This is a genomic window from Streptomyces sp. AcH 505, from assembly GCF_000818175.1.
Taxonomy (GTDB): Bacteria; Actinomycetota; Actinomycetes; order Streptomycetales; family Streptomycetaceae; genus Streptomyces.
Genome location: NZ_JTIY01000002.1, coordinates 645,615 through 670,945 on the forward strand (window position 1 = coordinate 645,615; position 25,331 = coordinate 670,945).

Below are 25,331 nucleotides of genomic sequence, written 5' to 3' on the forward strand. Positions count from 1 at the left end.
CCGTCAGGCGTGCGGACGCGTCACTCCGGCACGGACAGTGTGGTGATCCGCTGCGCTCCGTCAGCGGTGCCGGGACGGGCGCTCGTCAGGTCGAACCGCAGCCGCTCGGTGGTCAGCCGGTCGAAGGCCAGGACCGTCGGCTGGTCCGAGGCGGTCGCCCAGGTGACCGTCTGGTGCCGCGCCGGTACGTACTTCCTCCCGTCCCAGTACGAGACGGTGACGGACGCGGGCAGCGAGTGCTTGGCGTCCACGGTGAAGGACACCTCCACCTCGGTGAGGCTGCGCGGCCGCTCCCAGGTCACCGACACCCAGTCGGCGGCCCGTGCCCCGGAGAAGGCGGGCAGCAGTGCGGTGGCGCTCTTGGAGAAGGCGTTCGACCAGCCGGTGGTCGCGCTTCCGTCGAGCATCGCCGCCGGCAGGGAGTTCGACGCACCCGAGTAACTCGCGTCCGCCAGGGGGTAGCTGGGGGCGCCGGGACCGGGGTCGGGCTTCAGCGCCACGGCCGGGGTACGGGTCAGTACGGGCGCGGCGACGGCGCGTACGGTGACGGTCGCGGGCCGCAGCCCGTGCGCCTCGGCGGTCACGGCGACCCGCCCCGGCTTGACGCCGGCCCGCACGATGGCGAGCGCCTTGCCGTGGAACGCGGTCCTGGTCGACGCCTGGTACCGCTCGGCGCTCTCCTGGCGTCCGTTGTCCAGGCCCGCCAGCGAGCCGCCCGTGACGCGGAAGGAGATCAGGTCGTCGGCGTCCGGCACCACGACCCCGTGCGAGTCGATCACCTCGGCGGTCACGTACGACAGCGAACGGCCGTCGGCATCGAAGGTGTCACGGTCCGTGGTGAGCCGCACGGCGTGCGGCGCGCCCGCGGTGCGCAGCACATCGGTGGCCACCTGCCGCCCGCGCCTGCGCGCCACGGCCTTCAGCTCTCCCGGCGCGAAGGACACGTGCCACACCAGGTGCAGCTTGCCGGCGCTGCCGTTCGGGCTGGTGTAACTCCCCGGGTAGGCACCGGAGACCACGGTCTTGTCGTCGCCGCTCGCCTCGGTGGTCTCCAGGTAACTCCGGCCGTCCTTCGTCTTCTTGGTGTCGAAGGTCCGCACGCCGAGCGATTTGCCGTTCAGATACAGCTCCACCGATTCGACGTTCGCGTACGCCCACACCTCGACGCTGTCGCCGGGCTTGTGCCCCGTCCAGTCCATGGGCAGCAGATGGACCATCGGCTCGCTCGTCCACTGGCTGCGGAAGAGGTGGTAGGTGTCCTTCGGGAAGCCCGCGGTGTCCACGGCGCCGAAGAACGACGCCTTCACCGGGAAGACGTTGTACGGCGTGGGCTCGCCGATGTAGTCCGTGCCCGACCACAGGAACTCGCCGAGGAAGTACTTGCGGTCCCGGTCCTTCTTCAGCCCGTACTCGCCGCTCATGGTCCAGGACGCGAGGTTGTTGTCGAAGGAGGACGCCTCCCGCTTGCCCGGGGTGTAGTTCTCCCCGGTGTTGAGATGTTCGGGCTCCTGGTACGACCCCCGGGTGGAGGTCTCCGACGAGGACTCGGACTCGAAGAGGAAGAGGTGGGGATAGCGCGCGTGCAGGGCGTCCACCGAGGCCGCGGTGTTGTAGTTGAGGCCCAGCCCGTCGAGTTTCGCCAGCATCAGGTCGGCGGCCGACCCGACGGCGGGCAGCGAGCGGTACTTGTCCGAGCCGATCACGATCGGCCGGGTGGTGTCGACGGCGCGGATGGCGTCGATGAGGCTCTGCGCCATGCCGAGCCCGGCCTCGCTGGTGGAGTCGGGGATCTCGTTGCCGATGGACCACATCAGCACGGCGGGGGAGTTGCGGGCCGCCTTGACCATCTCCGTGATGTCGGCCTGGCTCCACTCGTCGAAGAAGCGCCCGTAGTCGTAGGTGTTCTTGCCGCGCTGCCAGCAGTCGAACGCCTCGACCATCATCAGGATGCCCAGGCTCTCGCAGACCGCGATCATCTGCGGCGACGGCGGGTTGTGCGAGGTTCTGAAGGCGTTGACGCCCATGGACTTCATGATGGTCATCTGGCGGGTCAGCGCGTCCGTGCTGATCGCGCTGCCCAGGGCGCCCTGGTCGTGGTGCAGGTCGACGCCCTGGAGCTTGGCGTACTTCCCGTTCAGCGTCAGCCCGTTGTCCGGGTCGACGGTGATGTAGCGGAAGCCGAAGGGTGTGCGGTACGTGTCCACGGTCCGGCCGTGGACGCGGAGTTCGGTCTCCAGGCTGTACAGGTGCGGCGTGTCGAAGGACCACAGCCGTGGCCCCCGTACGGTGAACTCCTGCGTGGTGTCGGCCGCTTCGGTGCCCGCCTTGACGTGCGAGCTGGCGCTGGCCACCGTACGTCCTTCCGGGTCGCGGACCGTGGAGACGACCGTGACGTCGGCGCCGGAGCCCGAGTCGTCCACGACGCTGATCTGCGCGTGCACGGTGCCCCGGCCGGAGGCGATGGTACGGGCGAGGTCCGGCGTGGTGACCGCCGTGCCCCAGCGCGCCACGTGGACCGGATCGGTGACCACGAGCCGGGCGTCCCGGTAGATGCCGCTGCCGGAGTACCAGCGGCTGCTGGGGAGTTGGTTCTGCACCTTGACGGCGATCACGTTGGTGGTCTTGCCGTCGGTGTGCAGCAGGCCGGTGAGGTCGAAGGCGAATCCGGTGTAGCCGTAGGGGTGGTTGCCGACGAGCGTGCCGTTGCAGTAGACGTACGAGTCCATGTACACGCCGTCGAACTCGACAGAGATCCGCCGGCCCTTGAGGTCGCGGGGCAGGGTGAACGACCTGCGGTACCAGCCGAGGCCGCCGGGCAGGAAGCCGGTGCCGCCGGTGGTGCCCGACTCGGTGGTGGGGGTGAGTTCGATGCTCCAGTCGTGCGGTACGGCGACCGCGCGCCACTTCGAGTCGTCGTACCCCGGCTCGGCGGCGTCGGCGAAGGCGCCCGTCGGGTCCGTGATACCCGCCGGGTTGACGAGGGCGAACCGCCATCCGTCGGTGAGGGGGAGGGTACGGCCGGACGAGGCGCGGGCCGTACCGGCGGCCGGGACTGCGGTCGAGGGCGCGGCCGAGGCGGTACCCGGGGCGAGCACCCCCACGAGGGATCCGGCGGCGCCGGCTGCAAGCAACGACCTGCGATTGACTGCCACGGTAACTCTCCGGTTCTTCGTTCACATGACACGAATGCCAGCCGATTGACCAGAAGTGATCAGTAGTCAACAGAATCACTCATCGGCGAGCGGATTCTCGCAGTCAGCTTCTGTGGGTCGTCAAGAGTCGTGCCGATCCTTTCGTTTTCTTGCGAAGTGTCTTGACCGTCAATCGGACACAAGCACACACTGTCGGGCGTCCACCTCAACACAGAGCGTCAATTCCGATCGTCTGTGTTCGGCAGCGCTTCCTCGAACCCCACGAAAAGAGGAGTCATGTCGCACTTCGCACGACGCCCAAGATCCCTCCTGCTCGCCCTCGTCACCGCGCTGGTCGTCCTCGGTCCCGTCGCGGGCGCCCAGGCCGCGGGTGCGCGGGCCGCCGCCGGTGGCCCGGCCGTGGCGAAGACTCCGGCCGTGGCACAGGCCCCCGCCGCGGCAAGCGGCCCCGCGCTCGACAACGGTCTCGCGAAGACCCCGCCGATGGGCTGGAACGACTGGAACGCCTTCGGCTGCGACGTCACCCAGCAACTCGTCGAGCAGACCGCCGACTACCTCGTCTCCTCCGGCCTCAAGGACGCCGGGTACTCCTACGTCAACATCGACGACTGCTGGATGACCCACACCAGGGATGCCCAGGGCGCGTTGGTCCCCGACCCGGTCAAGTTCCCCGGCGGGATCAGCGGCACAGCGGCGTACGTCCACGGCAAGGGACTCAAGCTCGGCATCTACGAGAGCGCCGGCACCGCCACCTGCGCCGGCTACCCCGGCAGCCTCAACCACGAACAGCAGGACGCCAACAGCTTCGCGGCCTGGGGCGTGGACTACCTCAAGTACGACAACTGCAACAACCAGGGCGTGCCCTGGGAGCAGCGCTACAACGCCATGCGGGACGCGCTCGCGGCCACCGGCCGGCCCATCGTCTACAGCCTCTGCGAGTGGGGCGAGGACAACGTGTGGACCTGGGGCGCCGGCACCGGCAACCTGTGGCGCACCACCGGGGACATCAACGCCTCGTACGGCTCGATGCTCTCGATCTACCACACCAACGTCGCACTCGCGCAGTACGCGAAGCCCGGTGCGTGGAACGACCCCGACATGCTGGAGGTCGGCAACGGCATGTCCTTCACGGAGGACCGCGCGGAGTTCAGCCTCTGGGCCGAGATGGCGGCGCCGCTGATCGCCGGCACCGATCTGCGCAAGGCGTCGGCGGCGACCCTGTCCCTCTACAAGAACCAGAAGGTCATCGGCGTCGACCAGGACTCGCTCGGCAAGCAGGGCACCCAGGTGTCCTCGTCCGGCGGCCTCGACGTACTGGCGAAGCCGCTGGCCGGCGGCGACGTCTCGGTCGTCCTGTTCAACGAGAACGCCTCGGCGGCGACGATCACCACATCGGCCGCGGCTGTCGGTCTGCCCGCCGCCTCCTCGTACCGGCTCGACAACCTCTGGTCCAACCAGCTGACCAGCACCACCGGCAGCATCTCGGCCACCGTGCCGGGACACGGCGTCGTCATGTACCGGGTGTCGCGCGGCACCGGTACGAGCGTGGGCACGAACCACGCGTTCGTCAGCGCGTCCTCGGGGCGCTGCGTCGACGCGTTCGACAACCAGACGGCTCCCGGCACCAAGATCGAGATCTGGGACTGCGGCGGCGGCGCCAACCAGACGCTGACGCCCACGGCGGCGGGTGAACTGCGGCTGTACGGCGGCACGCAGTGCCTGGACGCCGACGACAACGGAACGGCCCCGGGCACGAAGGTCCAGCTGTGGTCCTGCAACGGCGGGGCCAACCAGAAGTGGCGGCTGAACCCCGACGGCACGGTCACCGGAACCCAGTCCGGGCTGTGCCTCGACGTCACCGGCGGCAACGAACCGGCCGGCAACGTCAACGGCACCCCGCTGGAGCTGTGGAACTGCAACGGCGGCGCCAACCAGCAGTGGCGGCTCGCCTGACGGGAGGTCAGTCGCCGGGCTCCCCGACGACGCGCCACTGCCCCACTTCGCGGTAGTCCGAGTCGTACACGGGCGAACCGTCCCCGGGCTTCAGCTCGTAGTGGTGCAGATTCCCGGCCCAGTAACGGAGGACGCGACCCAACTCACCGGCCGCGTCCTCCGCCACCTTCCCCTCGTTCAAGTCGACCTCAAGCACGAACCTCACGCGCGCCGCCTCCCGGACATCGATCTGTGCGCCCCGGCCGCAGCGCCGGGCTCCGACCATAATGCTCAACATGAGCGAGAACCTTCAGGAGTTTTGGGGCGGCCCTGGGCGGCGGCCGGTGGTTGGGGTGTTGCATCCCGGGGCCATGGGGGCCGCGATCGGGGCCGCGCTCAAGGGCAGGGCCGGGGAGGTTCTGTGGGCCGCCGCCGGGCGGTCGTACGCGACGTCCAAGCGGGCCGAGCTGGCTGATCTCGTCGCGGTTCCCGATCTCGCCGCGCTGGTGCGGCGCTCCGATCTGGTGATCTCCATCTGTCCGCCGCACGCGGCGGCCGACGTGGCGGAGCAGGTGGCCGCCGCGTTGAAGACCCGGGAAGCGGACGAGCGGCCGCTGTACCTGGACGCGAACGCGGTGTCGACAGCGACCATGCGGTCGATCGCCGGCACGCTCGGCGCCGAGCGGGTGGTGGACGGCGCGGTGATCGGGCCGCCGGCCTGGGAGCACGGGCAGAGCGTGCTGTGGCTGGCAGGGCCGCACGCCGCAGCGGTGGCGGGCCTGTTCGAAGGATCGCCGTTCGACGCGCGGGTGCTCGGCGGCCCGCTCGGCAGCGCCAGTGCCCTGAAGGCGTGCTTCGCGCTCCAGAGCAAGGCGCTGCCGACCGCGTGGCTGCTGCTCGCCGAGGCAGCCGAGAAGGCGGGCGTCGCCCCCGAGCTGCGCTCCGAACTGGCCCGCGCCGGGGTCGACCTGGACCAGCGGCTCACCGCGCTCAGCGGCAAGGCCGGGACGACGGCGTGGCGCTGGGCCGGCGAGATGGACGAGGCCGCCGACACCATGGCCGAGTTGGGGATGCCGGACGGCTTCTCCCGCGCGGCCGCCGAGCTGTACCGCCGGATGTCGGAGCAGCGGCCGGACTGACCGGGTCAGCCGCCGATCGTGTCCAGTTCGGCCAGCGCGTCGGCGGGCAGGACCAGTTGGGCCGCCGCGATGTTCTCGCGCAGGTGGTCGACGGACGACGTACCGGGGATGACCACGGACGTCGCCGAGCGCTGGAGCAGCCAGGCCAGCGCCACCTGCTGGGGAGTCGCCTCCAGCCGTGCGGCCACGTCGTCCAGGGTCTGCGACTGCAGCGGGCTGAAGCCGCCGAGCGGGAAGAACGAGGCGAAGGCGATGCCCTCGGCCGCGCACCGCGCCACCAGCGCGTCGTCCTGCCGGTTGGCCAGGTTGTACAGGTTCTGCACCGTCACCACCGGCGCGATGCTCTGCGCCTCGGTCAGCTGCGCGTCGGTGACGTTGCTCAGGCCGAGGTGTTTGATCAGCCCTTCCTCCCGCAGCTCGAAGAGAGCGCCGAACTGTTCCGCGATGGGCTCGTCCGTGGGCACACCCATCCCGCCGACCCGCAGATTGACCACGTCCATCGCGTCGAGACCGAGGTGCTGGAGGTTGTCCCGGACCGCGGCCTTGAGGTCCGCGGGGTCCAGCGCCGCGTTCCAGCCGCCCTCGGCGTCGCGCCGCGCCCCCACCTTCGTGACGATGTGCAGGTCGTCGGCGTACGGGTGAAGCGCTTCCTTGACGATCTCGTTGGTGACGACAGGACCGTAGTAGTCGCTGGTGTCGATGTGTGTGACGCCGAGTTCGACGGCCGTACGCAGCACCGCGACGGCCTGGCCCCGGTCCTTGGGCGGGCCCATGACCCCCGGCCCCGCCAACTGCATGGCTCCGTAGCCCATCCGGCTGATGGTCAGGTCGTCGGCCAGGGTGAGGGCTCCCCCGGGAAGAGTCTTCGACATGGGTTCTCACGCTTTCGTCCGTGGGGTGCCGGGGAACGTCGGTGTCACCCGGCATGACAACTGTGGCAGCGCTCGGATCGCTTCGCGCGGCCGTCCGTACCGCGCTCAGGCCAGGACGGCCGGTTTCAGCGCCTCCTCGCACCACTGCCGGAAACCGGTGGCGGCCCTGGCGCCGGCGTCGCGCGGCGCCTGGTCGTAGACGCCCTGCTCGTTCTGGGCCTTCGCCATGTCGACCATGCCCTGCGCCCACGCGTCGGACATCCCGTAGCCCAGCAGGGTCTGCTTGTAGTCCGCGAGGGAGACCTCCTGGAAGCGGACCGGCCGCTCCAGCACCTCGGACATGACCCGCGCCATGCCGTCGGGGGAGAGGTCGTCGGGTCCGACGACGGGCACGCCCTCCTGGCCGCGCCAGGAGTCGTCCCGCAGCAGCCGGGCCGCGGTGGCGGCGATGTCGCGGGTCGCACAGGTCGCGAGCGTACGGTCCCCGGGCGACGCCAGGTAGAACGTGCCCTGGCTCTTGATCGCCGGGACCTGGCCGAGCAGGTTCTCCATGAAGAAGGGCATGCGCAGCGCCCGGTAGTTCACGCCCGTGCTCTCGATCAGCTCGTCCATGGCCAGCGCCGCCGTCAGATGCCCGGCGTTCTTCGCGATGCCGCGGCCCAGGGTCGAGACGGCGACGACCCGCTTGACGCCGTGCTCGCCGACGGCCGCGCAGGCCGGCCGGGTGAAGTCCAGGTAGTGGCCCTCGACACTGTCGGCGCGGGGGTTCGGCGGCACCAGCCAGAACACCGCGTCAGCTCCGTCGAACGCCTCCGTGACGACACGAGGGTCGTCGTGCGACCCCTGTACGACCTCGACACGTTCGCGTGCGTCCTGCGGGAGCCGCGACGGGTCACGGGCGATCACGCGGACCGGCTCCGGCCCGTCAAGGAGGTCGACGAGAACCTGGCGGCCGTTCTGACTGGTGGGAGCGGTGATGACGATCATGAAAACCTCCGGAGCGAGACCGTCGGCACGGGCACGGGCACCCGCGTGCTGTCGGTGATAACGAAACTACGTTAGCACTGAAAAGTCGGTGATAACGAGTTCCTGTTATCGTTGACGCCATGAACGCCAGTCGCTCCGCCGTCGCCGACAGCACGCGCGAACGCATCATCGCCGCGGCGACCGCGCTGCTCGCCGAGGGCGGCCGTGACGCCGTGTCGACCAGGGCGGTCAGCGCCGCCGCCGGTGTCCAGGCCCCGACGATCTACCGGCTTTTCGGCGACATGCGCGGGCTCCTCGACGCGGTGGCGACCCACGGCTTCACCACCTATCTGCGCGACAAGGCGGGGCTCGAAGCCGGTGACGACCCGGTCGAGGACCTGCGCAGAGGCTGGGACCTGCACATCGGCTTCAGCCTCGCCAACCCGGCCCTGTACGCGCTCATGTACGGCGAGCCGCGCCCCGGCGCCGCCACGCCGGCCGCCGTCGCCGCGTCCGAACTGCTCGCCGGTTACATCCACCGCGTCGCGGAGGCGGGCAGGCTGCGGGTCGCCGAGGAGCGCGCCGTGCAGCTCATCCACGCGGCGGGCGGCGGTACGGCGCTCATGCTGATCGCCCTGCCCGAAGACCGCCGCGATCCCGTCCTGTCCGACCTCGCCCGCGAGGCCGTCATCGCCGCTGTCACCACCGACGCCCCGGGGCCCGCGACGCCCGGCCCGGTCGGCGCCGCCGTCGCGCTGCGCGCCGTCCTGCCGCAGACCTCCGCGCTGACCGAGCGGGAGCGGGGCTTGCTGGGTGAGTGGCTCGACCGTATCGCCGGAGCCTGATACCTACTCGCCCTGATACCTACCCGCCCTGTTGCCTACCCGCCCTGATCCGTGCGTACGACCGCCGTGGCGAGCCGGGTCAGCCGGGCACGCTCCGTCTCCGTGAGATGCGCGGTGACTTCACTGACGCGGCGGGTGATCTCGGCCGCGCACAGGTCGGTGAGTCGCTTGCCGAGCGGCGTCGCGGTGACCAGGACGCCGCGCCCGTCGTGCGGCGACGGTGAGCGCCGGACCAGACCGCGTTTCTCCGCCCGGCTGACCAAGCCGGTCATGGACGACTTGTCCAGGCCGAGCCGGCTGCCCAGTTCGAGCATGCCCGGCTGCCGGTCGCGCAGGATGCCCAGCAGCCTGATCTGGACGATCGACAGATCGTGCGCGGCGCCGGTGGTGGCGAGGACGCGCTGGATCAGGAAGGAGAGCTGCACCAAGGCGTCCACCGTGTTAAGCGGCTGGTCGTCCGGGCTGTCTGGCGCGGTGGGATCCGTGGACATGGGACCAGCTTAGTTGACCTGGTACGTGGCGCGAACTACTTTGAAAGTAGTACGTGCCGCAAACCTTTTGACCGAGGGAGCCCTCATGCACGCCGCAGTCGTCCGGTCCTTCGAGACGCCGCCCCGCTACGAGACCTTCCCGGCCCCCGAGGCGTCGGGGGAGCACGACCTCCTGGTCGACGTCCTGGCGGTGGGGCTGCACCCACGGGTGCGCTCGGCCGCCGACGGGAGTCACTACACGTCCGACGGCACCCTGCCGCTGATCCCCGGCGTCGACGCCGTCGGCCGTACGGCACAGGGCGAACTCCTCTACTTCGTCGCCTCCGACGGGGCGCTCGGCACGATGGCCGAACAGGCCGTCGTGGACCGCCGCCGGGCCGTCACACTGCCGCCCGGCACCGACCCGGTCGCCGTGGCCGCCGCGATGAACCCCGGCATGTCCTCCTGGGTGGCGCTGCGCAGCCGGATCGACTTCAGGCCCGGCGGGTCGGTGCTGGTGATGGGCGCCACCGGCAACGCGGGACAGCTCGCCGTCCAGATCGCCCGACACCTGGGCGCGGCGCGGGTGATCGGCGCCGGTCGTGACCCGCGGCGGCTCGACCTGCTGAAGAGCCTCGGAGCCGACGACGTGATCAGCCTCGACGGTGACGAGAGCGACGTCGCCGACCGGCTCGGCGGGGCGGCGGGCGATGTCGATGTCGTCATCGACTACCTGTGGGGCCGGCCCACCCAGCAGGCCATGCCGGCGCTGCTCACCGCCCGCGGCGACCGGTCGAAGGCGCTGGTGTGGATCCAGATCGGTTCCATGGCGGGCCAGGACATCACCCTGCCCTCGTTTCTGCTTCGGGCGGCCAATCTCACCCTCATGGGCAGCGGCCAGGGTTCGGTGACGACCGCCGGTATCGTCGCCGAACTGCCGTCCCTCGCGCGGGAGATCGGCTCCGGCGCACTCGCGGTGAACCCGCTGCCCCTGCCGCTGGCCCAGGTCGAAGAGGCATGGCGCACCCCGACGGCACCCGGCCAACGCGTCGTACTGATCCCCTAGACCACCACGAAAGGCGCGCCGTTGTGCCGCGTCGCTCAGCGGCCTGTGCGGAAGGTGGCCATCATCGCCATGTCCTCGTGTTCCAGGTTGTGGCAGTGCAGCAGATACCGGCCCGCGTAGTCGTCGAAGCGGATCGCGACGTCGGCGTACTGCTTGGGCCAGGGGCGCCGCGTCGTCTTCGACGTGGTGGGCAGCGGGTCGACGGTGGAGAGCTTGGCGGGTATCCGGCTGTGGTCGGCCGCCTTGCGGGCGACGACGAACCGCATGATCTGCCCCGTCCCGCCCCGGCCCGCCCGGTTGGTGAGCGTCACCCGGGTGCCGACGGGGAAACGGGAGAAGTCGACGACCACATCGAACCGTTCGGCCGGCGCCACCGGCAGTGTGGTGTGCCGCAGGGGCGCGGCCGGCAGTCCCTGGTCCGATCCGATCTGGACGAACGAAGCGCCGCTCCGCGGCACCGGATCGAGCGCCAACTCGTAGCGGCGGGCATTGGACGCGTTGAGGATCCGGAACCGGTAGCGGGCCGCGTCGACCTCCAACTCCGGCCAGGGAGCGCAGTTCACGAGAATGACGTCACCGGCTGCGCCCGCCATGTGCTCCGCCTCGATACCGGGCATGCTGGTCAACTGCGGGTCCATGGCCGGGTAGCGCAGCGCGCCGTCGCCGTCGAAGGCCCTGTCGGTGATCACCAACGGGATGTCACGCGCGGCACGCGGCAGCGGCAGGGCGTCCTCCTCGTCGTCCGTCACCACCAGGAAACCCGCCAGCCCGCGCCAGACTTGGGGACCGGTGAACCCCATCCGGTGGTCGTGGTACCAGAGCGTCGCGGCCCGCTGGTCCAGCGGATACGTGTAGTCGCGTACGCCGCCCGACCTCGAGGTGGTGGGGGAGGCGACCACCGGCCGTGCGGCCGTCGAACTCGCGGGCAGCACCCGGGCCGATGTGATCCTGATGGACATCCGGATGCCGGAACTGGACGGTATCGAGGCGACCCGGCTGATCACTGCGGACGAAGACCTCGCGGGCGTACGGGTGTTGATCCTCACCACCTTCGAACTCGACGAGAACGTGCTGCGCGCCCTGCGGGTCGTCGCCCGCGGGGAGGCGCTGCTGTCCCCGAAGGCCACCCAGGGGCTCATCGCCAGATTCCTCGCCCAGCCGCACCCGGGCCCGCTGCCCAGCCCGGTGCGGCTCGAAGGGCTGACCGAGCGGGAGCGCGAGATCATGGCGCTGGTCGCCGCGGGGCTCTCCAACGACGAGATCGGCGAACGGCTCTACGTCTCCCCGCTGACGGCCAAGACGCATATCAACCGGGCCATGATGAAGCTGGGCGCGCGCGACCGCCCGCAGCCGGTCGTCCTCGCCTTCCAGAGCGGCCTGGTCAGTCCCGGCGACCTTCCGGCGGGGTGACGGCGGAGGCCGGGCGCAGGGCGTACACGAGGAGGTCGAGCAGCCGTCCGGTCTGCTCCGGTGTGCTGCTCGCCGCCGTCGAGAGGAAGACGCCGAGCATCATCGCGGTGACGTCGTCGGGGTCAACATCCGAGCGCAGCGTGCCCGTTCGCGCCCCGCGCGCGAGGATCGCGGCGATCCCCGCCGTGACGCGCTCGCGGGTGCTCGGCGTCGTGATCCGCCCGGAGGCCCAGCCGGCGCGCAGAGTCTCCGCCATCCCGCGCTTCGTCGCGATGAACGCCGCGTACCGGTTCAGCCAGGCGCGGAGCGCGACCTCCGGCGGGAACTCGTCCAGCAGGGTGGGGACGCTCGCCGTCACCGCGTCGAGTTCCGCGGTGTAGACGGCCTCGACCAGCGCCTCGCGGGTGGGGAAGTGACGGTAGAGCGTGCCGATGCCGACGCCGGCCTCGCGTGCGACGGTCTCCAGCGCCACGGTGTCGTCGGCGGCGGCGAACGCGGCCCGGGCCACGGCGACCAGCTTCTCGCGGTTGCGCCGCGCGTCGGCGCGCACGGGACGGTCCCCGGCGGGCTCGCCGGCGCGACCGGATGCGGACGGAGTCAAAGCGGAGGTACCTCCGTTAGTGCTACTGTCGATGGAACGGAGGAACCTCCGTTTCCCCCATCATCTCACGAGGACGGGTTTCCATGACACCGAGCAGCAACCCATCTCCCGAGGTCACCACCGCCGGAGTGCCGCGCCCCGGAGGCAGCGGCCTGCTCGCGGGCGCCGCGGTCTCCCGGGTCGGCTACGGGGCGATGCAGCTGGAGCGGCTGCGCGAGGAGCGCCACACCGCCGTGGCGCTGTTGCGCCGCGCGGTCGAGCTCGGCGTCGACCACATCGACACCGCCGAGTTCTACGGCAACGGGCTCGTCAACGGGCTCATCCGGGAGGCGATCCGCCCCGAGGACGGCGTTGTCGTCGTCAGCAAGGTCGGCGCCGACCCCAACCCCGGAGGCCGCATCCCGCTGCGTCCCGCGCAGCGCCCCGAGGAACTCAGGGCGAGCGTCGAGGACAACCTCAAGAGCCTCGGCCTCGACCGGATCCCGGTCGTGAACCTGCGGCGGATGGACACGGGCCCCGGGATCCGGCCCGAGGCCGACCAGGTGGTCGACATCGACGACCAGCTCGCCGTGATGGTCGCGCTGCGCGACGAGGGCAAGATCGGCGGGATCGGGCTGAGCAGCGTGACCCTTGAGAAACTGCGCCACGCGCTCCCCGCGGGCATCGTCTGCGTGCAGAACGCCTACAGCCTCGTGGCCCGCGGCGACGAGGACATGCTGGACCTCTGCCTCGCCGAGGGGATCGCCTGGGTGCCGTACTTCCCGCTCGGCGGCGCGTTCCCCGGCCTGCCGAAGGTGACCGAGGAGCCCGCGGTCCTCGCCGCCGCGCAGGCCCTCGACAGCACCCCGTCGCAGATCGGCCTCGCCTGGCTGCTCCGGCACGCCCCGAACACCCTGCTCATCGCCGGCACCGCCGACGCCGGTCATCTGGAGCAGAACATCGCCGCCGGGTCCGTCGAGCTGGACGAGGCGACACTGGCCGAACTCGACGCCGTGCTGTCACGGCCGACGGACGTCTCCATCCGCTGACGGGCAGCTCCACAGGCCTATCCGGGCAGGCACCGGCCTGCCCGGCGGCCGGCCGGGCCTCGGCCGGGGGAGATCAGGACGTCTTCAGCGCGACGCCCGCCCAGATGGGCGCTTCGTCGTCACCCGGCACGGCCGCCAGAGCGCCGGGCGCACCGCCGGGGGCCGCGTCCTCCAGGTCGGGGCGCCAGTGCTGGGGAACGACGAGCCCGGGATCGACGAGTTTCGTGCCGTCGAAGAACCTGAGCGCTTCCTCCTTGGTGTGGGCGTGCAGCGCCGTGCCCTCCTCGGCGAAGTCGCCCTCCAAACCGTCGGACCCCGCGGCCAGTTCGCGCGCCATGACGCTGATCACCAGATAGCTGCCCGAGGGCAGCGCTTCGACCAGCGAGCGGACGATCGCGTGCGGATCGGCCTCCTGGGGGAGCCAGTGCAGCAGCAGGCACATCGTCATGGCGATCGGCTGCGTGAGATCCAGCGTGTCGCGCAGCGCGGGGGAGCCGAGGACGCTGCCCGGCTCGGTCACATCGGCCTGCACGTACGCGGTGCGCCCGGAGGGGTGGCTGACGTGCAGGGCGCGGGAGTGCGCGAGGACGATCGGGTCGTTGTCCACGTACACGACCCGGGTGTCCGCCGCCTCGGCCTGCGCCACTTCATGCAGGTGGGGGGCGGTCGGTATGCCCGTACCGATGTCGAGGAACTGCCGGACACCGGCCTCGGCCGCGAGATAACGGGTGGTCCGCAGCACGAAGGCGCGGTTGACCCGGGCGGCGGTCTGTGCCGTCGGCATCTTCGCGATCACTTCGGCGGCCATGGCCCGGTCCGCCGGATAGTTCGTCTTCCCGCCGAGCAGCACGTCGTACACACGGGCCGCGTGAGCCCGGTCGGTACGCAGGTCGACCGGCCGGCGTAAGTCGCCGTCCATCCAGCCGTCGTCGGCCATCGCGATCCCTCCCTGGAAGGTCAACTTCCCAAACTTTAGCGGCAGTACACGGCGCGCGAGGCAAGCGGCCCGGGTTCGGCCCGTTCCGGCGGGTGCCGTCCGCGTACCCGCTGACCGGCCGTCTGAGTGTCCGTACTCATGCGGCGCCCGACCGGCGGACGGATCATGGGACGTGTCCTCGCTTCCCGAGGGCACATTTCCGAAGGTGACGGGAGACAAACGATGCGCACCGACAAGCGCTGGTACCGACCGCTGGCGGCTGCCACGGACAACTGGGTCTCGCGCGGCTATCTGCTGGTGTTCGCGGCGGTGCTGGTGTGGGTCGTCGTGGACACCCTGTTCGTGCCCCATCAGGACGCTTCCTTCGCGGGGGTGTGGCCCTTCTTCCTGGCAGCGCCGACCAGCCTGCTGGTCCTCGCCCTGCCCGATCTGGACGCGTGGGCGATCCTGGTGAGCCTCGCGGTGGCCGCCTTCGTGAACGCCATGCTGCTGGGGCTGCTCGTACGGGCGCTGACGTCGTCGAGCCAGGGAGGCCGCGGCACCCAGCTCGGGAGCAGGACCTGAACAGCGCCTGACGGGTGACGGTTCGGGCATATGTGCTGGTGGGAGCGGGGGTACCTGCCGACCTATAGTCACATTGTCCGCGCCGCGTAGGGGCGGTCGCCGGCGGTTCACGGTTCGGTTCGGCGCCAAGGGAGGCCGCTCATGGCCAACGCGTTTCAGGAGCGCAAGCTCAGGGATATGTTCGCCGCGTTCGACGCGGACAGTGACGGCTACCTCCGCGAGGAGGACTTCAGGGCCCTCGTCGCCCGCTGGAGCCGACTACCGGGAGTGGGTCCGGGCACCGAGCTGCGCGCCCGGGTGGAGACCCTGCTGATGGGCTGGTGGGCGGCGCTGCTGGAAGTGGGCGACACCAACGGCGACGGCGCGATCGACATGGGCGAACTGCTGGCGCTCGTGGACAAGTTGCCCGGTATGGTCGCCGACGTCACGGCGACAGCCGACACCGTCTTCGAGGCGGTGGACTCCAACGGCGACGGCGTCATCTCCCCGGAGGAGCACCGCAGGCTCGTCGAGACCTGGAACGGCCGGCCCGTGGACATGACGGGCGTCTTCGAACTCCTCGACCTGAACGGTGACGGCCATCTCAGCCGCGACGAATTCGCCCTGCTGTGGCGCCAGTTCTGGATCAGCGACGACCCGGTGGAACCGGGCAACTGGCTCTGCGGCCGGTTCGCGATGAGCTGACCGCGAGGCCCCCACCGGCCTCCACTACGCTGCGGGGGATCGCGGACAGCTGTCGAGCCGCGCCGCCCCGCACCGTGAAGAGAGCAACCGTGGACCTTCCAGACGAACTTGTCGCGCTGCTGCGCCGTCCGAGCACCTGCTATCTCGCCACGCTGATGGCGGACGGCTCGCCCCAGCTCACCCAGACCTGGGTGGACACGGACGGCCGGCATGTCGTCATCAACAGCGTGGAGGGCCACGTCAAGACGCGCAATGTGCGGCGTGACCCGCGCGTCGCCGTGACCGTCTCGGACCCGGAGAACCCGTCCCGCTTCTACCAGGTGCGCGGCGAGGTCGTGGAGGTCACGAACGACGGCGCCGCCGAGCACATCGAGACCCTGGCCCAGAAGTATCTGGGCGGTCCGTACCCGTGGTTCGGCGGACGGGACCAGGTCCGGGTGAAGTTCGTCATCGCCCCGCGGTCCGTGAGCGGCATCGCCTGACGACGTACGGTGGCGTCCCGCGACAGTGACACGGTCGCGGGACGCCACCTGCGCGTCCGCGCACGCCGCGGACGGGACGTACGGGGGAGATCAGGCGCCGCGCTGGACCGGCCCGACGAGGGTCCCGGCGGCCACCTTGAGGTTGCCGTCAGCGAAGGACGTGCCGGGGATCTGCCCGCCCGGAGCCTGCAACGTGAAGGCGACCTCGTCCGCCGAGGTCGCACGGCCCCTGTTCGGCACCTGAATGTCGAAGTGCACCGGATGCCCCGGGCCGAAGGTCACCGCGGTCCGCTGATTGCCGTAATGACCCGCGGTACCCCGGGTCGTCACGCCGTGGTGCGAGAAGCGTACGTCCGTGGGCGAACCGGCCAGCCTGCACGCGTCGTACCCGCGTGGCGCGGTCAGCGTGACCCGGTAGTGGTGGTGGCCCGCACTGTTCGGCGCCTTGGCGATCTTCGCGAGATGGTTGGCCGGACGGCATGCGGAGGGGGCGGAACCGCCGGCGGCCGCGGCCGGTGCGGCCTGGGCGGCTCCCGCACCCGCGGCGCCCAGCAGTGCCGTGGCGGCGAGAGCCGCGGCGATCCTCCGGTTGATACGCATACGCGTCATGAACGCTCCTTGCCTTGCTCACTGGCCCCGCGGGTGCGCCCCGCCGGAACCATGGTCACGGCCATTCCTGCCCCCTGGCCCGCGTGCGGAATGTCTCAGAGTCGTCACAATGCTCCGTAATGTCATAGCTCTAGGGCGCCGGCACGGACCGGAGCGCCGGTTTTACCTTCGCCTGGACGACGAGGTGTGTGCCGTACCCGGTCAGGCGCGGGGAACGGCCGTCGGCCGCCTCCCGGTACGCGGGTGAGCGGCGCGGCGCGGCCGTACCGGTGGCCCGGGGGCCACCGCGCGGGTCGACGGAGACCAGGCGTCCGCCCGAGATCCATACCGCCCTGGATCCGGCGAGTACGACGTCGTCACTCGTTCCTGTGGTCCGCCACAGCGTCCTGCCGGTCGTGATGTCGACGGCGGTCCAGTCGCCACCCACCGGATCCTCGGCGTTGACCGTGCGCAGCACCAGTACCCCGTCCGGCGAGATCACCCCGCCGCTCGGCTTGTCCACCGGCCGAAGGAGCGTCCTGCGGAACGCGAGGGTGTCGGGGTCGATCCGTACGACCGGCGGGAACGTGTCACCGGCCGCGTCCCCGCTGGACGCGCAGACCAGGTACCCGGGGGCACTGATCAGGTCAGGACAGGGGTGGGAGACGTCGGACGTGGCGACGACCTTCCCGGTCTGTCCGTCCCGGGCGACGACCCGCGAGACGGTCCGGCCGACGGGCTCGACGGCGTACACCCGGCTGCCCAGGGCGACGGGCGAGGTCTCGGTGCTGGCGCGGTGCCAGAGCGGAGTCCCGTCCGAGGCGCGGTACGCGAACAGCGTCTGGGGCTCGGCGACGGTCGCACCGTACGTGGCGGCGTAGACGACACCGCCCGCGGCGGCCGGCGGGCCCACCGTACGGCCGGCGGGGTACGTCTTCGTCCACGCGGCCCGGCCGGTGGCCAGGTCGACGGCCCGCAGCGTGCGCCCGCCCGCCGACACGGCGCGGTCGCCGTCGACCGCCAACCCGGAGTTCCTGCCCGCCGGTCGGTCCGCGCCGGCGCGCCAGGCCACAGCGCCGGTCGAAGCGGAATGGGCGACGGCGCCGGCCGGGGCCACCGGGCACACGATCAACCGGTCGGTGGTGCGGCAGTCGCCGGACGCCTCGGCCGCGCCGATTCCGACGACCCAGCCCCGCGCTCGGCTCCCGGGGCCGTGACTCCGGTCGCCCTGGCCCGGATCCCCCGACGTGCCCGCGCACCCGACGACGCACGCGAGCAGAGCGGCCGTCGCCAGTCGGCGCCCGCGCCGCCACACGTCCCGTCTCATGTGCGCCCCAGCGGGGCGCGTCGCGCGAGCACCTTGCGGAAGCGGATGCGCCAGCCCTCGTCGGTGCGCACGGCGACGTCCTCGTAGGTCACGCTTCCGGTCGTGCCGTCCGCCCGCACGCCAATTCCCTTGGAGAGGGCGTGCACTTCACCGGAGCCGAGCCGGGTGAGAACGACATCGAAGTCGGTGAGGTCGTAGACGACGTCCTCGGTGAACAACTCGCCGAGTCTGTCCAGCTCTCCGCTGTCGACGAGGTGACCGTGCATCGAGATCAGGTCGGTGACGACGAAGCGATCCTCAGCTGAAAGTGTCATGGCAGCCCTCCCATCAAGACCCGTAGGCAACACGGAACTCACCGATTGTGCCAGGGGCCCGGGCCCGCGTTTGGTGCGTTGCCCCTCGGGCAGGCGATCATCATGTCTTTCTTCAGCAAGTTGAAGCGCAAGCGGGCCGAACAGATCGAACAGCGCCGCACGGACGCCACCTTGAAGGCGGCGGCAGCCGGAGCCACCCCGGAGGAGGCCCGTCGGGCCGGCGAACGCGCGGCGCGCAGGGGCAACACGAACGCGGCGATCACCGGTTCGATCAACAGCTGAACCCTCCGGCCCGTCAGGCGTCGTACTCGTCCGGCAGGCGCATCGCCGGGCCGCCGACCTGGAGGCCCAGGGGGACCGCGCGTCCTTCCGGTTCCTCCCAGGCCTCCTGGCGGCCCAGTGCGGTGAGGTCGAGGTAGTGGTAGCCGTTGTGGAACTCCTCGATGCCCCGGCCGAACGTCGAGTACGTGTGGAAGACCTCGTCCCCGACGCGCAGGAACGTGCTGATGCCCGGCCAGTCGCCGCGCATCTCCTCCGACCACGGCATGCCCGCTGCGGCGAGTTCGGCCTCCGTGCGGTGGAAGACCCGCACCGGCGCCACGCGGTCGTCGACCGTCGCGTGGAAGTCGTAGTTGAAGTCGCTGCCGGCCGAGGAGTACCACGGGAACGTCCACCCCATTCGCTCGCGGAACGCCGCGAGCGTCGGGTACGGCGCGCGGGTCACCGCGACCAACGTGGTGTTGCGGACGTGGAGTTGCCGCAGCCTGCCGATCCCGTCGGCCGCCGACGAGCAGCTTGAGCAGCCGGTGTCGCGGGGGTGTTCGGTGCCGTCGGCGTCGATGTCGAACATCCACATGAAGTGGTGCATGACCAGCTGCTGCCGGCCCTCGAACAGATCCAGCAGGCCGACCTGCCCGTCCGGGCCTTCGAAGGCGTACGGCTTGTCGACGCGCACCATGGGCAGCCGGCGCCGTTCGGCGTTGAGCCGGTCGCGTGCCCGGGTGACGTCCTTCTCCTTGGCCAGCAGTTCCTTGCGGGCAGCGAGCCATTCCTCGCGCGACACGACCTCGGGCAGATTCGCCGGCGTCGTCATCTTCGTCCTCCCGGTCACGGTCGGTCACAGCGGATGCTTCGCCTGGCGCCGGAACGACAGGCCAGTAGCGTCACTATCATGACCTTCCGCGACCTTCACCACCACGACACCCCGCTTGTCCTGCCCAACGCCTGGGACCTGCCGTCCGCCCTGGCCTTCGTCGCCGCCGGTTTCCGGGCCGTGGGCACCACCAGCTTCGGGGTGGCCCAGAGCCACGGACGCCCCGACGGCGAGCGCTCCACCAAGGACGCGAATCTCGCCCTGGCCCGCGAACTGGCCGGTATCGCCGACGCCGGCCGCGCCGTGTACGTCACGATGGACATCGAGGACGGCTACGCGGATCTGCCGCGTGACGTCGCCGACTACACCGCCCGGCTCGACGTGGCGGGGATCAACATCGAGGACAGCACGGCCGAGCGGCTGATCGCGCCGGAGCTGCACGCCGACAAGGTCCGCGCCGTGAAGGACCGTTCGCCCGAGCTGTTCGTCAACGCGCGGGTGGACACGTACTGGCTCGGCCAGGACGCCACCGTCGAGGCCACCCTGCGCCGCGCGAGCGCGTACGTCGAAGCCGGCGCCGACGGGATCTTCGTACCCGGCGCGAGCGAGCCGGCCGTCCTGCGGGAGCTGACGGACGCCATCCCCGTTCCGGTGAATGTCCTGGTCGTCCCGGGTCTCACCGTCGAGCGGCTGGGGGAGCTGGGCGTACGGCGCGTCAGCACCGGCTCCCTGCCCTACCGCGCGGCGGTCCAGGCAGCCGTCCGTACGGCGCTCTCGGTCCGTGACGGCCACCCCGACCTGCCCGAGGCGACGCCGTACGCCGAGCTGCAGGCCCGTCTGACCGACCATCAGCACAGCGCATGATATGCATGGGAACGACCCGAAAAGGGATGTTTGGCGACTGCTGACGTGAGGGGCCGGGACGGTAGTGGCGGATCGGATGTTCGCGGGCTTGCTGAAGGTCATCGGGACCACGTCGTTCGACGACCTGCCGGACACGGTGAGCGAGCACGCCAAGGCCGTCGGCATCACCGAGGTGCGGATCTACGTCGGTGACGTCGAGCGCCGCGGGCTCCATCTGATCGCCGGGGCGCTGACCGCGCCGTCCGTCGACCGGGTGATCGGCATCCAGGACACCGAGGGCGGCCGGGCCTACCAGTACGGCGAGATCCGCCCCGTGCACACACCGCCGGCCGCCGGGGCGGCGTACTGGGTGCCGATGTTCAACGGCAAGGAACGCATCGGTCTGATGTTCGTCGCCGCCACGCGCGACTCCGCCGAGGTACGCGAGAACGCCACCGCGCTGGCGACCCTCGTGGCGCTGTCCGTCTCCACCAAGCGCGGCCACAGCGACACCTACGCCCGGCTGAACCGCACCCAGCCGATGCTGGTGTCGGCGGAAGCGCAGTGGCAGCTGATCCCGCCGCGCACGTACACCGACTCGCGGGTCGCCGTGTGCGCGACCCTGGAGCCGTCGTACCGGGTCAGCGGTGACGCGTACGACTACGCGACGGCCGGCCTGCGAGTCTATTTGTCGATCTTCGACGCGATGGGGCACGACACCGCGGCCGGCCAGACTGCGGCTCTCGCCGTCGCCGCTTCCCGCAGCGCCCGCCGCCGGGGCGCCGGGATCGCCGAGACGGCCGGCGTCATCGAACGAGAGCTGGCCGGGCAGTTCGACGACGTCCGGTACGCCACCGCTGTGCTCGCCTTCCTGGACACCCGCACGGGGCTGCTGACCTGGGCGAACTTCGGGCACCACCCGCCGCTTCTGGTGCGCGGGAGCGACGCGGTCGTCCTGCGGTGCAAACCGGCGTATCCGCTCGGCACCGGGCTCGGCGATCTGGAGACGACGCTCTGCCACCAGCAGCTCGAACCCGGGGACCGCGTGGTGCTCTACACCGACGGCATCACAGAGGCGCGGCGCCCGCACGGCCAAGAGTTCGGCCTCGACCGGTTCATCTCCGTACTCACCCGGTACCCGGCCGACGGGCTGAGCGTCTCGGAGACCGTACGCCGCTTCTCGCACGCCTTCCTCGACTACCATCACGGCGAACTGCACGACGACGCGACCGTGCTCCTGTGCGAGTGGCTGGGGGCCGGTCCTCCGCTCGGCGCCTGAGCGAGGGACCGAAGGACGGGAGAGCGCCATGACGGACGGACAGAACACCGCCCCGGACAGCACGGCCGTACGGACCGCGCTCTGGCGGGCGATGCACGTCCAGGTCGACGCTCCGCCGTACGTGCTGGAGGACGAGGTCGGGCTGCGGCTGGCGGGCCCCGACGACGACTGGCGCAGCCGCCCCGACATGGACCCGCGGGCCACCAGCGGTTTCCGGGCCGCCATGGTCGCCCGCGCGCGCTTCGTCGAGGACCTGGTCGTGGAGCGGTCCGGGCACGGCGTCGGCCAGTACGTCGTCCTGGGGGCCGGTCTCGACACCTTCGCCCAGCGCAGGCCGGAGATCGCCGCCCGCCTGCGGATCTTCGAAGTCGACCGGCCGGGCCCGCAGGCGTGGAAGCGCCACCGGCTGACCGAACTCGGGTACGGCGTCCCCGACGGGCTGCGGCTGGTGCCGGTCGACTTCGAGGCGAGCGAGGACTGGCTGGAGCGGCTGACCGGCGCGGGCTTCGATCCCGGGAGCCCGGCGGTCGTCGTCTCCACCGGCGTCACCATGTACCTCACCAAGGACGCCACAACGGCCACCCTGCGGCAGATCGCCGGGCTCGCGGCGGGCTCGACGCTCGCCATGACCTTCCTGCTGCCGACCGACCTGGTGCAGGACGCCGACCGCGGCGGCCTTGAGACGAGTCAGAAGGGCGCGCGGGCGTCCGGCACACCGTTCGTCAGCTTCTACACCCCGCAGGAGATGCTGGCGCTGGCCCGGGACGCCGGGTTCTCCGACGTCGAGCACGTGTCGGGGGCCTCGCTCGCCGAGCGCTACTTCAGCGGTCGCGCCGACGGCCTTCGCCCGTCTAGCGGCGAAGACCTGCTGCTGGCGACCACCTGAGCGTTCGGCGCTCAAGGCCCACGCCGTGCGTGCTCAGCCCTTGCCGCTCACGCCCGCGAACGGCACAGCGCCGTCCTGCTGCGCGCCGGCCGGGCTGTTCGGGTGCGTCCACAGACCGGACTTGGCGAGCAGCGGCAGCACGCCCTCGCCGAACCAGTACGCCTCCTCGACATGCGGGTGGCCCGACATGATGAACTCGTCGATGCCCAGGTCGTGGTACTCGGTGATACGTTCCGCGATCTCGGCGTGGCTGCCCACCAGCGCCGTACCCGCGCCGCCGCGTACCAGGCCGACGCCCGCCCACAGGTTGGGTGACACCTCCAGGCGGTCCCTGTCCCCGCCGTGCAGGGCGAGCATGCGGCGCTGGCCCTCCGACTCGCTGCGGGCCAGGCCGGTCTGGACCGCCTGCACCGCCTCGTCCGAGAAACCGTCGAGCAACCGCCGGGCCTCGGCCCACGCCTGTTCCGCCGTGTCGCGCGCGATCACATGCAGCCGGATGCCGAAACGTACGGTACGGCCCTGCTCGGCCGCCAGGGCGCGGATCCAGGCGACCTTCTCCGCGACCTGCGCCGGGGGCTCTCCCCAGGTCAGATAGACATCGCTGTGGCGTGCGGCGACCTGCCCCGCCGCCGGTGAGGAACCGCCGAAGTAGACGGGCGGCACCGGATCGGGGACGCGGGCCAGCTGCGCGTTCTCCACCTGAAGGTGTTCGCCGGTGAACGAGACGGACCTGCCCTGCCACAACTCCCTGACGATGTGCAGGAATTCACCGGTACGCGCGTAGCGGCCCTCCTTGTCGAGGAAGTCGCCGTACGCGCGCTGCTCATGGCTCTCGCCACCCGTGACGACATTGAGCAACAGCCGCCCCGGCGCGTGTCGTTGGAACGTGGCCGCCATCTGGGCCGCGAGCGTCGGTGCGACGAAGCCGGGGCGGAAGGCGACCAGGAACTTCAGCCGTTCGGTCTCCCGCGCCAGCATCGCCGTGGTCAGCCACGCGTCCTCGCACCAGGCGCCCGTCGGTGTCAGAGCCCCCACGAACCCCAACTGCTCAGCCGCACGGCCGATCTGGCTGAGATAGCCGAGACTGGCGGGGCGCTGACCGCCGGCGGCGCCGGCGGGCAGACCGTGTCCGCCGCCGACGATGTGGCGGCTGTCTCCGTATGTGGGCAGGAACCAATGGAAGGTGAGGCTCACTGAATTCTCCGGACTCTTCTGGCAGACACTTCTGAGGGGCGGGGGAGGGCAGGGGAGGGGCGGGGACGGGCTCAGATCAGGCCGTGGCGGGGCGGCAGCGTCCCGTTGAGCACGTAACGGCCGATGTGCTGGATCTTCCAGCGCGCCGGGTCGTGCAGGGTGTGGGTGCGCGCGTCGCGCCAGTGCCGGTGGAGATTGAGGCTGTCCAGCGCCGAGCGGGTGCCCGACACCTCGAACAGCGCACTGCTCGTGTCCACGGCGGTGGCGGCCGCGTGCACCTTGACCGCCGACACCGCGATCGACGCCTCGGCCGCCGTGTCGTCGGTCAGATCGGCCGACGCAGCGTCCACAGCGGTCGCCGCCGCGACCAGCAGCGCCTCCGAGGCCCGTACCTGGAGCGCCAGTTCACCGAAGCGCTGGATCAGCAGCGGGTCCTCGACGGCGGTGTCGAAGCCGCTCTCGAACCACGGCCTGCTCTTCGTGCGGACGAACTCGGCCGCCTCGGCCAGGGCGCCGCCGGCGATACCCACGTCGATCGCCGCATGCAGCAACTGCGCCACCGCGCCGTGCAGTTGCGGGCCCTGGAAGGTCAGATGGTGGGGTACGACCCGGTCCGCCGCGACCGTGACGTCTTCGAGGCGCACGGTTCCGCTCGCCGTGGTCCGCTGGCCCATGCCGTTCCAGTCGTCGACGACCGTGACACCGGGCGCGTCGCGTGCCACGTACGCGACATGCAGCGCGTCCTCCTCGGCCCGCGCCAGGACCGGGATCCAGTCGGCGAACAGCGCACCCGTCGAGTAGTGCTTCTCGCCGGTCAGCAGGTACGAGCCGTCATCCGCCGGGACCAGCCGTGTCCTGATGTCCTGGACGTGCTTGGTGCCCGCCTCCGACTGCGCGTTGCCGAACCTGCGCCCGGCGAGCACCTCGGCGAAGAAGAACTTCCGCTGCTCGGCGCCGCCTTGCCGGCGCAGCACATTGACGTAGACGAAGTGGTTCTGCGGGATCTGCGACAGGCTGGCGTCGCTTGTCGCCAGCAGCCGGAAGACCTCGGCGAGCGTGCGGGCCGAGACATCGGCGCCGCCGTACGCGCGGGGCACCGTGATCCCGAGCAGCCCGCTCGCCGAGAGCCGCGCCAGCTCCTCGCGCGGCAGGATCCGCTCCGCGTCCCGCCGCGCCGCACCGGCCCGGAACGCGTCGGCCAACTCGGCCGCCACGGCGAGCGCTTCGGCGTCGTCGGCGATCACATGGGCGCTCGCCTGCGCCGCGTCGTCGGGGAGTGTGGATGCGGTCACGGTGGTCCTCCGTGCGGAATGCGGCAGATGGGAAGGGGATACGGGCAGGACGGGGGCAGGCGTACGGTTCAGGCGGCGGCCGGCACCTCGTACGCGGCGCCCGGCCGCAGCGCCCACGCGAACTGCTCCACCACCTGGTGGAGCCCCTTCTCCGCCTCCGCGTCGAGCGACACCCCGCCGCCTTCGAGGATCGTGATGTGCCGGTCGAGGACGAACCAGCCCTGCACGATGTGCTGCGCGCCCATGGAGGACAGCACGGGCCGCAGCGCGTAGTCGATGGCGAGGACATGGGCGGTGGTGCCGCCGGTGGCCAGCGGCAGCACGGTCTTGCCGGCCAGCGCGTACTGCGGCAGCAGGTCGAGGAGGG

27 protein-coding genes and 1 pseudogene are annotated in these 25,331 nt (G+C 71.0%); 13 read left to right on the top strand and 15 right to left on the bottom strand.

The window, feature by feature from the left end; translation table 11 throughout:
- Positions 1 to 20: 20 nt before the first annotated feature.
- Complete coding sequence (locus HY68_RS33005; protein ID WP_041998789.1) at positions 21 to 3,152, bottom strand: glycoside hydrolase family 2 TIM barrel-domain containing protein; 3,132 nt, start codon at positions 3,150 to 3,152, stop codon at positions 21 to 23.
- 276 nt (positions 3,153 to 3,428) lie between these two features.
- On the opposite strand from HY68_RS33005, the gene HY68_RS33010 reads away from it, so the two are divergent.
- On the top strand, positions 3,429 to 5,105 hold the full coding sequence (locus HY68_RS33010) for an alpha-galactosidase (RefSeq protein WP_078864062.1): 1,677 nt from the start codon (positions 3,429 to 3,431) through the stop codon (positions 5,103 to 5,105).
- A 7-nt stretch (positions 5,106 to 5,112) separates the two neighbouring features.
- On the opposite strand, the gene HY68_RS33015 is transcribed toward HY68_RS33010, so the two are convergent.
- Positions 5,113 to 5,382, bottom strand: a complete 270-nt coding sequence (locus HY68_RS33015; RefSeq protein WP_347560674.1) for a hypothetical protein — start codon at positions 5,380 to 5,382, stop codon at positions 5,113 to 5,115.
- Between HY68_RS33015 and HY68_RS33020 the strand changes: the two genes are divergently transcribed.
- Positions 5,381 to 6,223, top strand: coding sequence for a DUF1932 domain-containing protein (locus tag HY68_RS33020; RefSeq protein ID WP_041998792.1), 843 nt, complete (start codon positions 5,381 to 5,383; stop codon positions 6,221 to 6,223). The genes HY68_RS33015 and HY68_RS33020 overlap by 2 nt on opposite strands.
- A gap of 5 nt (positions 6,224 to 6,228) precedes the next feature.
- On the opposite strand, the gene HY68_RS33025 is transcribed toward HY68_RS33020, so the two are convergent.
- Complete coding sequence (locus tag HY68_RS33025) at positions 6,229 to 7,095, bottom strand: oxidoreductase (RefSeq protein ID WP_041998794.1); 867 nt, start codon at positions 7,093 to 7,095, stop codon at positions 6,229 to 6,231.
- 105 nt (positions 7,096 to 7,200) lie between these two features.
- The gene (locus HY68_RS33030) at positions 7,201 to 8,082 is read right to left on the bottom strand and encodes an NAD(P)H-binding protein (protein ID WP_041998796.1); all 882 of its coding nucleotides are present in this window, start codon (positions 8,080 to 8,082) and stop codon (positions 7,201 to 7,203) included.
- Positions 8,083 to 8,201: 119 nt separating this feature from the next.
- On the opposite strand from HY68_RS33030, the gene HY68_RS33035 reads away from it, so the two are divergent.
- The gene (locus HY68_RS33035; RefSeq protein WP_041998799.1) at positions 8,202 to 8,906 is read left to right on the top strand and encodes a TetR/AcrR family transcriptional regulator; all 705 of its coding nucleotides are present in this window, start codon (positions 8,202 to 8,204) and stop codon (positions 8,904 to 8,906) included.
- Positions 8,907 to 8,941: 35 nt separating this feature from the next.
- On the opposite strand, the gene HY68_RS33040 is transcribed toward HY68_RS33035, so the two are convergent.
- Positions 8,942 to 9,397 carry a MarR family transcriptional regulator gene (locus HY68_RS33040; protein ID WP_041998802.1) on the bottom strand — a complete coding sequence of 152 codons (456 nt, stop codon included), beginning with the start codon at positions 9,395 to 9,397 and terminating at the stop codon, positions 8,942 to 8,944.
- A gap of 85 nt (positions 9,398 to 9,482) precedes the next feature.
- On the opposite strand from HY68_RS33040, the gene HY68_RS33045 reads away from it, so the two are divergent.
- Positions 9,483 to 10,442 carry a zinc-binding alcohol dehydrogenase family protein gene (locus HY68_RS33045; protein ID WP_041998806.1) on the top strand — a complete coding sequence of 320 codons (960 nt, stop codon included), beginning with the start codon at positions 9,483 to 9,485 and terminating at the stop codon, positions 10,440 to 10,442.
- A gap of 35 nt (positions 10,443 to 10,477) precedes the next feature.
- Here the strand turns inward: HY68_RS33045 and HY68_RS33050 are convergent, their stop codons facing one another.
- Complete coding sequence (locus HY68_RS33050) at positions 10,478 to 11,401, bottom strand: multicopper oxidase domain-containing protein (RefSeq protein WP_078864065.1); 924 nt, start codon at positions 11,399 to 11,401, stop codon at positions 10,478 to 10,480.
- On the opposite strand from HY68_RS33050, the pseudogene HY68_RS33055 reads away from it, so the two are divergent.
- Positions 11,313 to 11,852: pseudogene (locus tag HY68_RS33055) on the top strand (response regulator transcription factor); the annotation flags it as partial. The gene HY68_RS33050 and the pseudogene HY68_RS33055 overlap by 89 nt on opposite strands.
- Here HY68_RS33055 and HY68_RS33060 read toward each other — a convergent pair.
- Positions 11,824 to 12,402, bottom strand: coding sequence for a TetR/AcrR family transcriptional regulator (locus tag HY68_RS33060; protein WP_347560675.1), 579 nt, complete (start codon positions 12,400 to 12,402; stop codon positions 11,824 to 11,826). The pseudogene HY68_RS33055 and the gene HY68_RS33060 sit on opposite strands and share 29 nt — an antisense overlap.
- Positions 12,403 to 12,536: 134 nt before the next feature.
- Between HY68_RS33060 and HY68_RS33065 the strand changes: the two genes are divergently transcribed.
- Positions 12,537 to 13,481 carry an aldo/keto reductase gene (locus tag HY68_RS33065; protein ID WP_041998812.1) on the top strand — a complete coding sequence of 315 codons (945 nt, stop codon included), beginning with the start codon at positions 12,537 to 12,539 and terminating at the stop codon, positions 13,479 to 13,481.
- Between the two features lie 73 nt (positions 13,482 to 13,554).
- Here the strand turns inward: HY68_RS33065 and HY68_RS33070 are convergent, their stop codons facing one another.
- Positions 13,555 to 14,442 (bottom strand): SAM-dependent methyltransferase, encoded by an 888-nt coding sequence (locus HY68_RS33070; protein WP_241778837.1) that lies wholly within the window; start codon positions 14,440 to 14,442, stop codon positions 13,555 to 13,557.
- A gap of 198 nt (positions 14,443 to 14,640) precedes the next feature.
- On the opposite strand from HY68_RS33070, the gene HY68_RS33075 reads away from it, so the two are divergent.
- From HY68_RS33075 to HY68_RS33085, 3 genes are all read left to right on the top strand, one after another.
- Entirely contained in the window at positions 14,641 to 14,982 is a 342-nt protein-coding gene (locus HY68_RS33075) for a hypothetical protein (protein WP_041998818.1), read from the top strand.
- Positions 14,983 to 15,123: 141 nt separating this feature from the next.
- Positions 15,124 to 15,666 carry an EF-hand domain-containing protein gene (locus HY68_RS33080; RefSeq protein ID WP_041998821.1) on the top strand — a complete coding sequence of 181 codons (543 nt, stop codon included), beginning with the start codon at positions 15,124 to 15,126 and terminating at the stop codon, positions 15,664 to 15,666.
- An 89-nt stretch (positions 15,667 to 15,755) separates the two neighbouring features.
- Positions 15,756 to 16,148, top strand: a complete 393-nt coding sequence (locus HY68_RS33085; RefSeq protein WP_041998824.1) for a PPOX class F420-dependent oxidoreductase — start codon at positions 15,756 to 15,758, stop codon at positions 16,146 to 16,148.
- Positions 16,149 to 16,238: 90 nt separating this feature from the next.
- Here the strand turns inward: HY68_RS33085 and HY68_RS33090 are convergent, their stop codons facing one another.
- The 3 genes from HY68_RS33090 to HY68_RS33100 all read right to left on the bottom strand — a co-directional run bounded on the left by HY68_RS33090 (position 16,239) and on the right by HY68_RS33100 (position 18,377).
- Entirely contained in the window at positions 16,239 to 16,757 is a 519-nt protein-coding gene (locus tag HY68_RS33090) for a DUF4232 domain-containing protein (RefSeq protein ID WP_041998826.1), read from the bottom strand.
- Positions 16,758 to 16,887: 130 nt separating this feature from the next.
- On the bottom strand, positions 16,888 to 18,063 hold the full coding sequence (locus HY68_RS33095) for a PQQ-binding-like beta-propeller repeat protein (protein WP_041998828.1): 1,176 nt from the start codon (positions 18,061 to 18,063) through the stop codon (positions 16,888 to 16,890).
- Positions 18,060 to 18,377, bottom strand: coding sequence for a nuclear transport factor 2 family protein (locus HY68_RS33100; RefSeq protein ID WP_041998830.1), 318 nt, complete (start codon positions 18,375 to 18,377; stop codon positions 18,060 to 18,062). The genes HY68_RS33095 and HY68_RS33100 overlap by 4 nt, the downstream gene beginning before the upstream one ends.
- Positions 18,378 to 18,479: 102 nt before the next feature.
- Between HY68_RS33100 and HY68_RS33105 the strand changes: the two genes are divergently transcribed.
- Complete coding sequence (locus HY68_RS33105; RefSeq protein WP_157874477.1) at positions 18,480 to 18,659, top strand: hypothetical protein; 180 nt, start codon at positions 18,480 to 18,482, stop codon at positions 18,657 to 18,659.
- A 13-nt stretch (positions 18,660 to 18,672) separates the two neighbouring features.
- On the opposite strand, the gene HY68_RS33110 is transcribed toward HY68_RS33105, so the two are convergent.
- Positions 18,673 to 19,470 carry a DUF899 domain-containing protein gene (locus HY68_RS33110; protein ID WP_041998834.1) on the bottom strand — a complete coding sequence of 266 codons (798 nt, stop codon included), beginning with the start codon at positions 19,468 to 19,470 and terminating at the stop codon, positions 18,673 to 18,675.
- 78 nt (positions 19,471 to 19,548) lie between these two features.
- On the opposite strand from HY68_RS33110, the gene HY68_RS33115 reads away from it, so the two are divergent.
- From HY68_RS33115 to HY68_RS33125, 3 genes are all read left to right on the top strand, one after another.
- Entirely contained in the window at positions 19,549 to 20,334 is a 786-nt protein-coding gene (locus tag HY68_RS33115) for an isocitrate lyase/phosphoenolpyruvate mutase family protein (RefSeq protein WP_041998837.1), read from the top strand.
- 88 nt (positions 20,335 to 20,422) lie between these two features.
- On the top strand, positions 20,423 to 21,592 hold the full coding sequence (locus HY68_RS33120; protein ID WP_198533471.1) for a PP2C family protein-serine/threonine phosphatase: 1,170 nt from the start codon (positions 20,423 to 20,425) through the stop codon (positions 21,590 to 21,592).
- Between the two features lie 28 nt (positions 21,593 to 21,620).
- The gene (locus tag HY68_RS33125) at positions 21,621 to 22,478 is read left to right on the top strand and encodes a class I SAM-dependent methyltransferase (RefSeq protein WP_041998843.1); all 858 of its coding nucleotides are present in this window, start codon (positions 21,621 to 21,623) and stop codon (positions 22,476 to 22,478) included.
- Between the two features lie 33 nt (positions 22,479 to 22,511).
- Here the strand turns inward: HY68_RS33125 and HY68_RS33130 are convergent, their stop codons facing one another.
- From HY68_RS33130 to HY68_RS33140, 3 genes are all read right to left on the bottom strand, one after another.
- Complete coding sequence (locus HY68_RS33130) at positions 22,512 to 23,672, bottom strand: LLM class flavin-dependent oxidoreductase (RefSeq protein WP_041998846.1); 1,161 nt, start codon at positions 23,670 to 23,672, stop codon at positions 22,512 to 22,514.
- Between the two features lie 71 nt (positions 23,673 to 23,743).
- A complete protein-coding gene (locus HY68_RS33135) occupies positions 23,744 to 24,964 on the bottom strand; it encodes an SfnB family sulfur acquisition oxidoreductase (protein WP_041998849.1) in 1,221 nt (406 codons plus the stop codon).
- A 68-nt stretch (positions 24,965 to 25,032) separates the two neighbouring features.
- Positions 25,033 to 25,331 (bottom strand): NAD(P)H-dependent oxidoreductase (locus HY68_RS33140; protein WP_041998852.1); only part of this gene is annotated, 299 nt, incomplete at its 5' end.

Excerpts from the sequence above, each read along its gene's own strand:
- HY68_RS33010 (WP_078864062.1), top strand. The coding sequence starts at position 3,429 with ATGTCGCACTTCGCACGACGCCCAAGATCCCTCCTGCTCGCCCTCGTC.
- HY68_RS33020 (WP_041998792.1), top strand. The coding sequence starts at position 5,381 with ATGAGCGAGAACCTTCAGGAGTTTTGGGGCGGCCCTGGGCGGCGGCCG.
- HY68_RS33015 (WP_347560674.1), bottom strand. The coding sequence starts at position 5,382 with ATGTTGAGCATTATGGTCGGAGCCCGGCGCTGCGGCCGGGGCGCACAG.
- HY68_RS33025 (WP_041998794.1), bottom strand. The coding sequence starts at position 7,095 with ATGTCGAAGACTCTTCCCGGGGGAGCCCTCACCCTGGCCGACGACCTG.
- HY68_RS33030 (WP_041998796.1), bottom strand. The coding sequence starts at position 8,082 with ATGATCGTCATCACCGCTCCCACCAGTCAGAACGGCCGCCAGGTTCTC.
- HY68_RS33035 (WP_041998799.1), top strand. The coding sequence starts at position 8,202 with ATGAACGCCAGTCGCTCCGCCGTCGCCGACAGCACGCGCGAACGCATC.
- HY68_RS33040 (WP_041998802.1), bottom strand. The coding sequence starts at position 9,397 with ATGTCCACGGATCCCACCGCGCCAGACAGCCCGGACGACCAGCCGCTT.
- HY68_RS33045 (WP_041998806.1), top strand. The coding sequence starts at position 9,483 with ATGCACGCCGCAGTCGTCCGGTCCTTCGAGACGCCGCCCCGCTACGAG.
- HY68_RS33050 (WP_078864065.1), bottom strand. The coding sequence starts at position 11,401 with ATGTCCATCAGGATCACATCGGCCCGGGTGCTGCCCGCGAGTTCGACG.
- HY68_RS33065 (WP_041998812.1), top strand. The coding sequence starts at position 12,537 with ATGACACCGAGCAGCAACCCATCTCCCGAGGTCACCACCGCCGGAGTG.
- HY68_RS33075 (WP_041998818.1), top strand. The coding sequence starts at position 14,641 with ATGCGCACCGACAAGCGCTGGTACCGACCGCTGGCGGCTGCCACGGAC.
- HY68_RS33080 (WP_041998821.1), top strand. The coding sequence starts at position 15,124 with ATGGCCAACGCGTTTCAGGAGCGCAAGCTCAGGGATATGTTCGCCGCG.
- HY68_RS33090 (WP_041998826.1), bottom strand. The coding sequence starts at position 16,757 with ATGACGCGTATGCGTATCAACCGGAGGATCGCCGCGGCTCTCGCCGCC.
- HY68_RS33095 (WP_041998828.1), bottom strand. The coding sequence starts at position 18,063 with ATGAGACGGGACGTGTGGCGGCGCGGGCGCCGACTGGCGACGGCCGCT.
- HY68_RS33100 (WP_041998830.1), bottom strand. The coding sequence starts at position 18,377 with ATGACACTTTCAGCTGAGGATCGCTTCGTCGTCACCGACCTGATCTCG.
- HY68_RS33105 (WP_157874477.1), top strand. The coding sequence starts at position 18,480 with ATGTCTTTCTTCAGCAAGTTGAAGCGCAAGCGGGCCGAACAGATCGAA.
- HY68_RS33110 (WP_041998834.1), bottom strand. The coding sequence starts at position 19,470 with ATGACGACGCCGGCGAATCTGCCCGAGGTCGTGTCGCGCGAGGAATGG.
- HY68_RS33115 (WP_041998837.1), top strand. The coding sequence starts at position 19,549 with ATGACCTTCCGCGACCTTCACCACCACGACACCCCGCTTGTCCTGCCC.
- HY68_RS33125 (WP_041998843.1), top strand. The coding sequence starts at position 21,621 with ATGACGGACGGACAGAACACCGCCCCGGACAGCACGGCCGTACGGACC.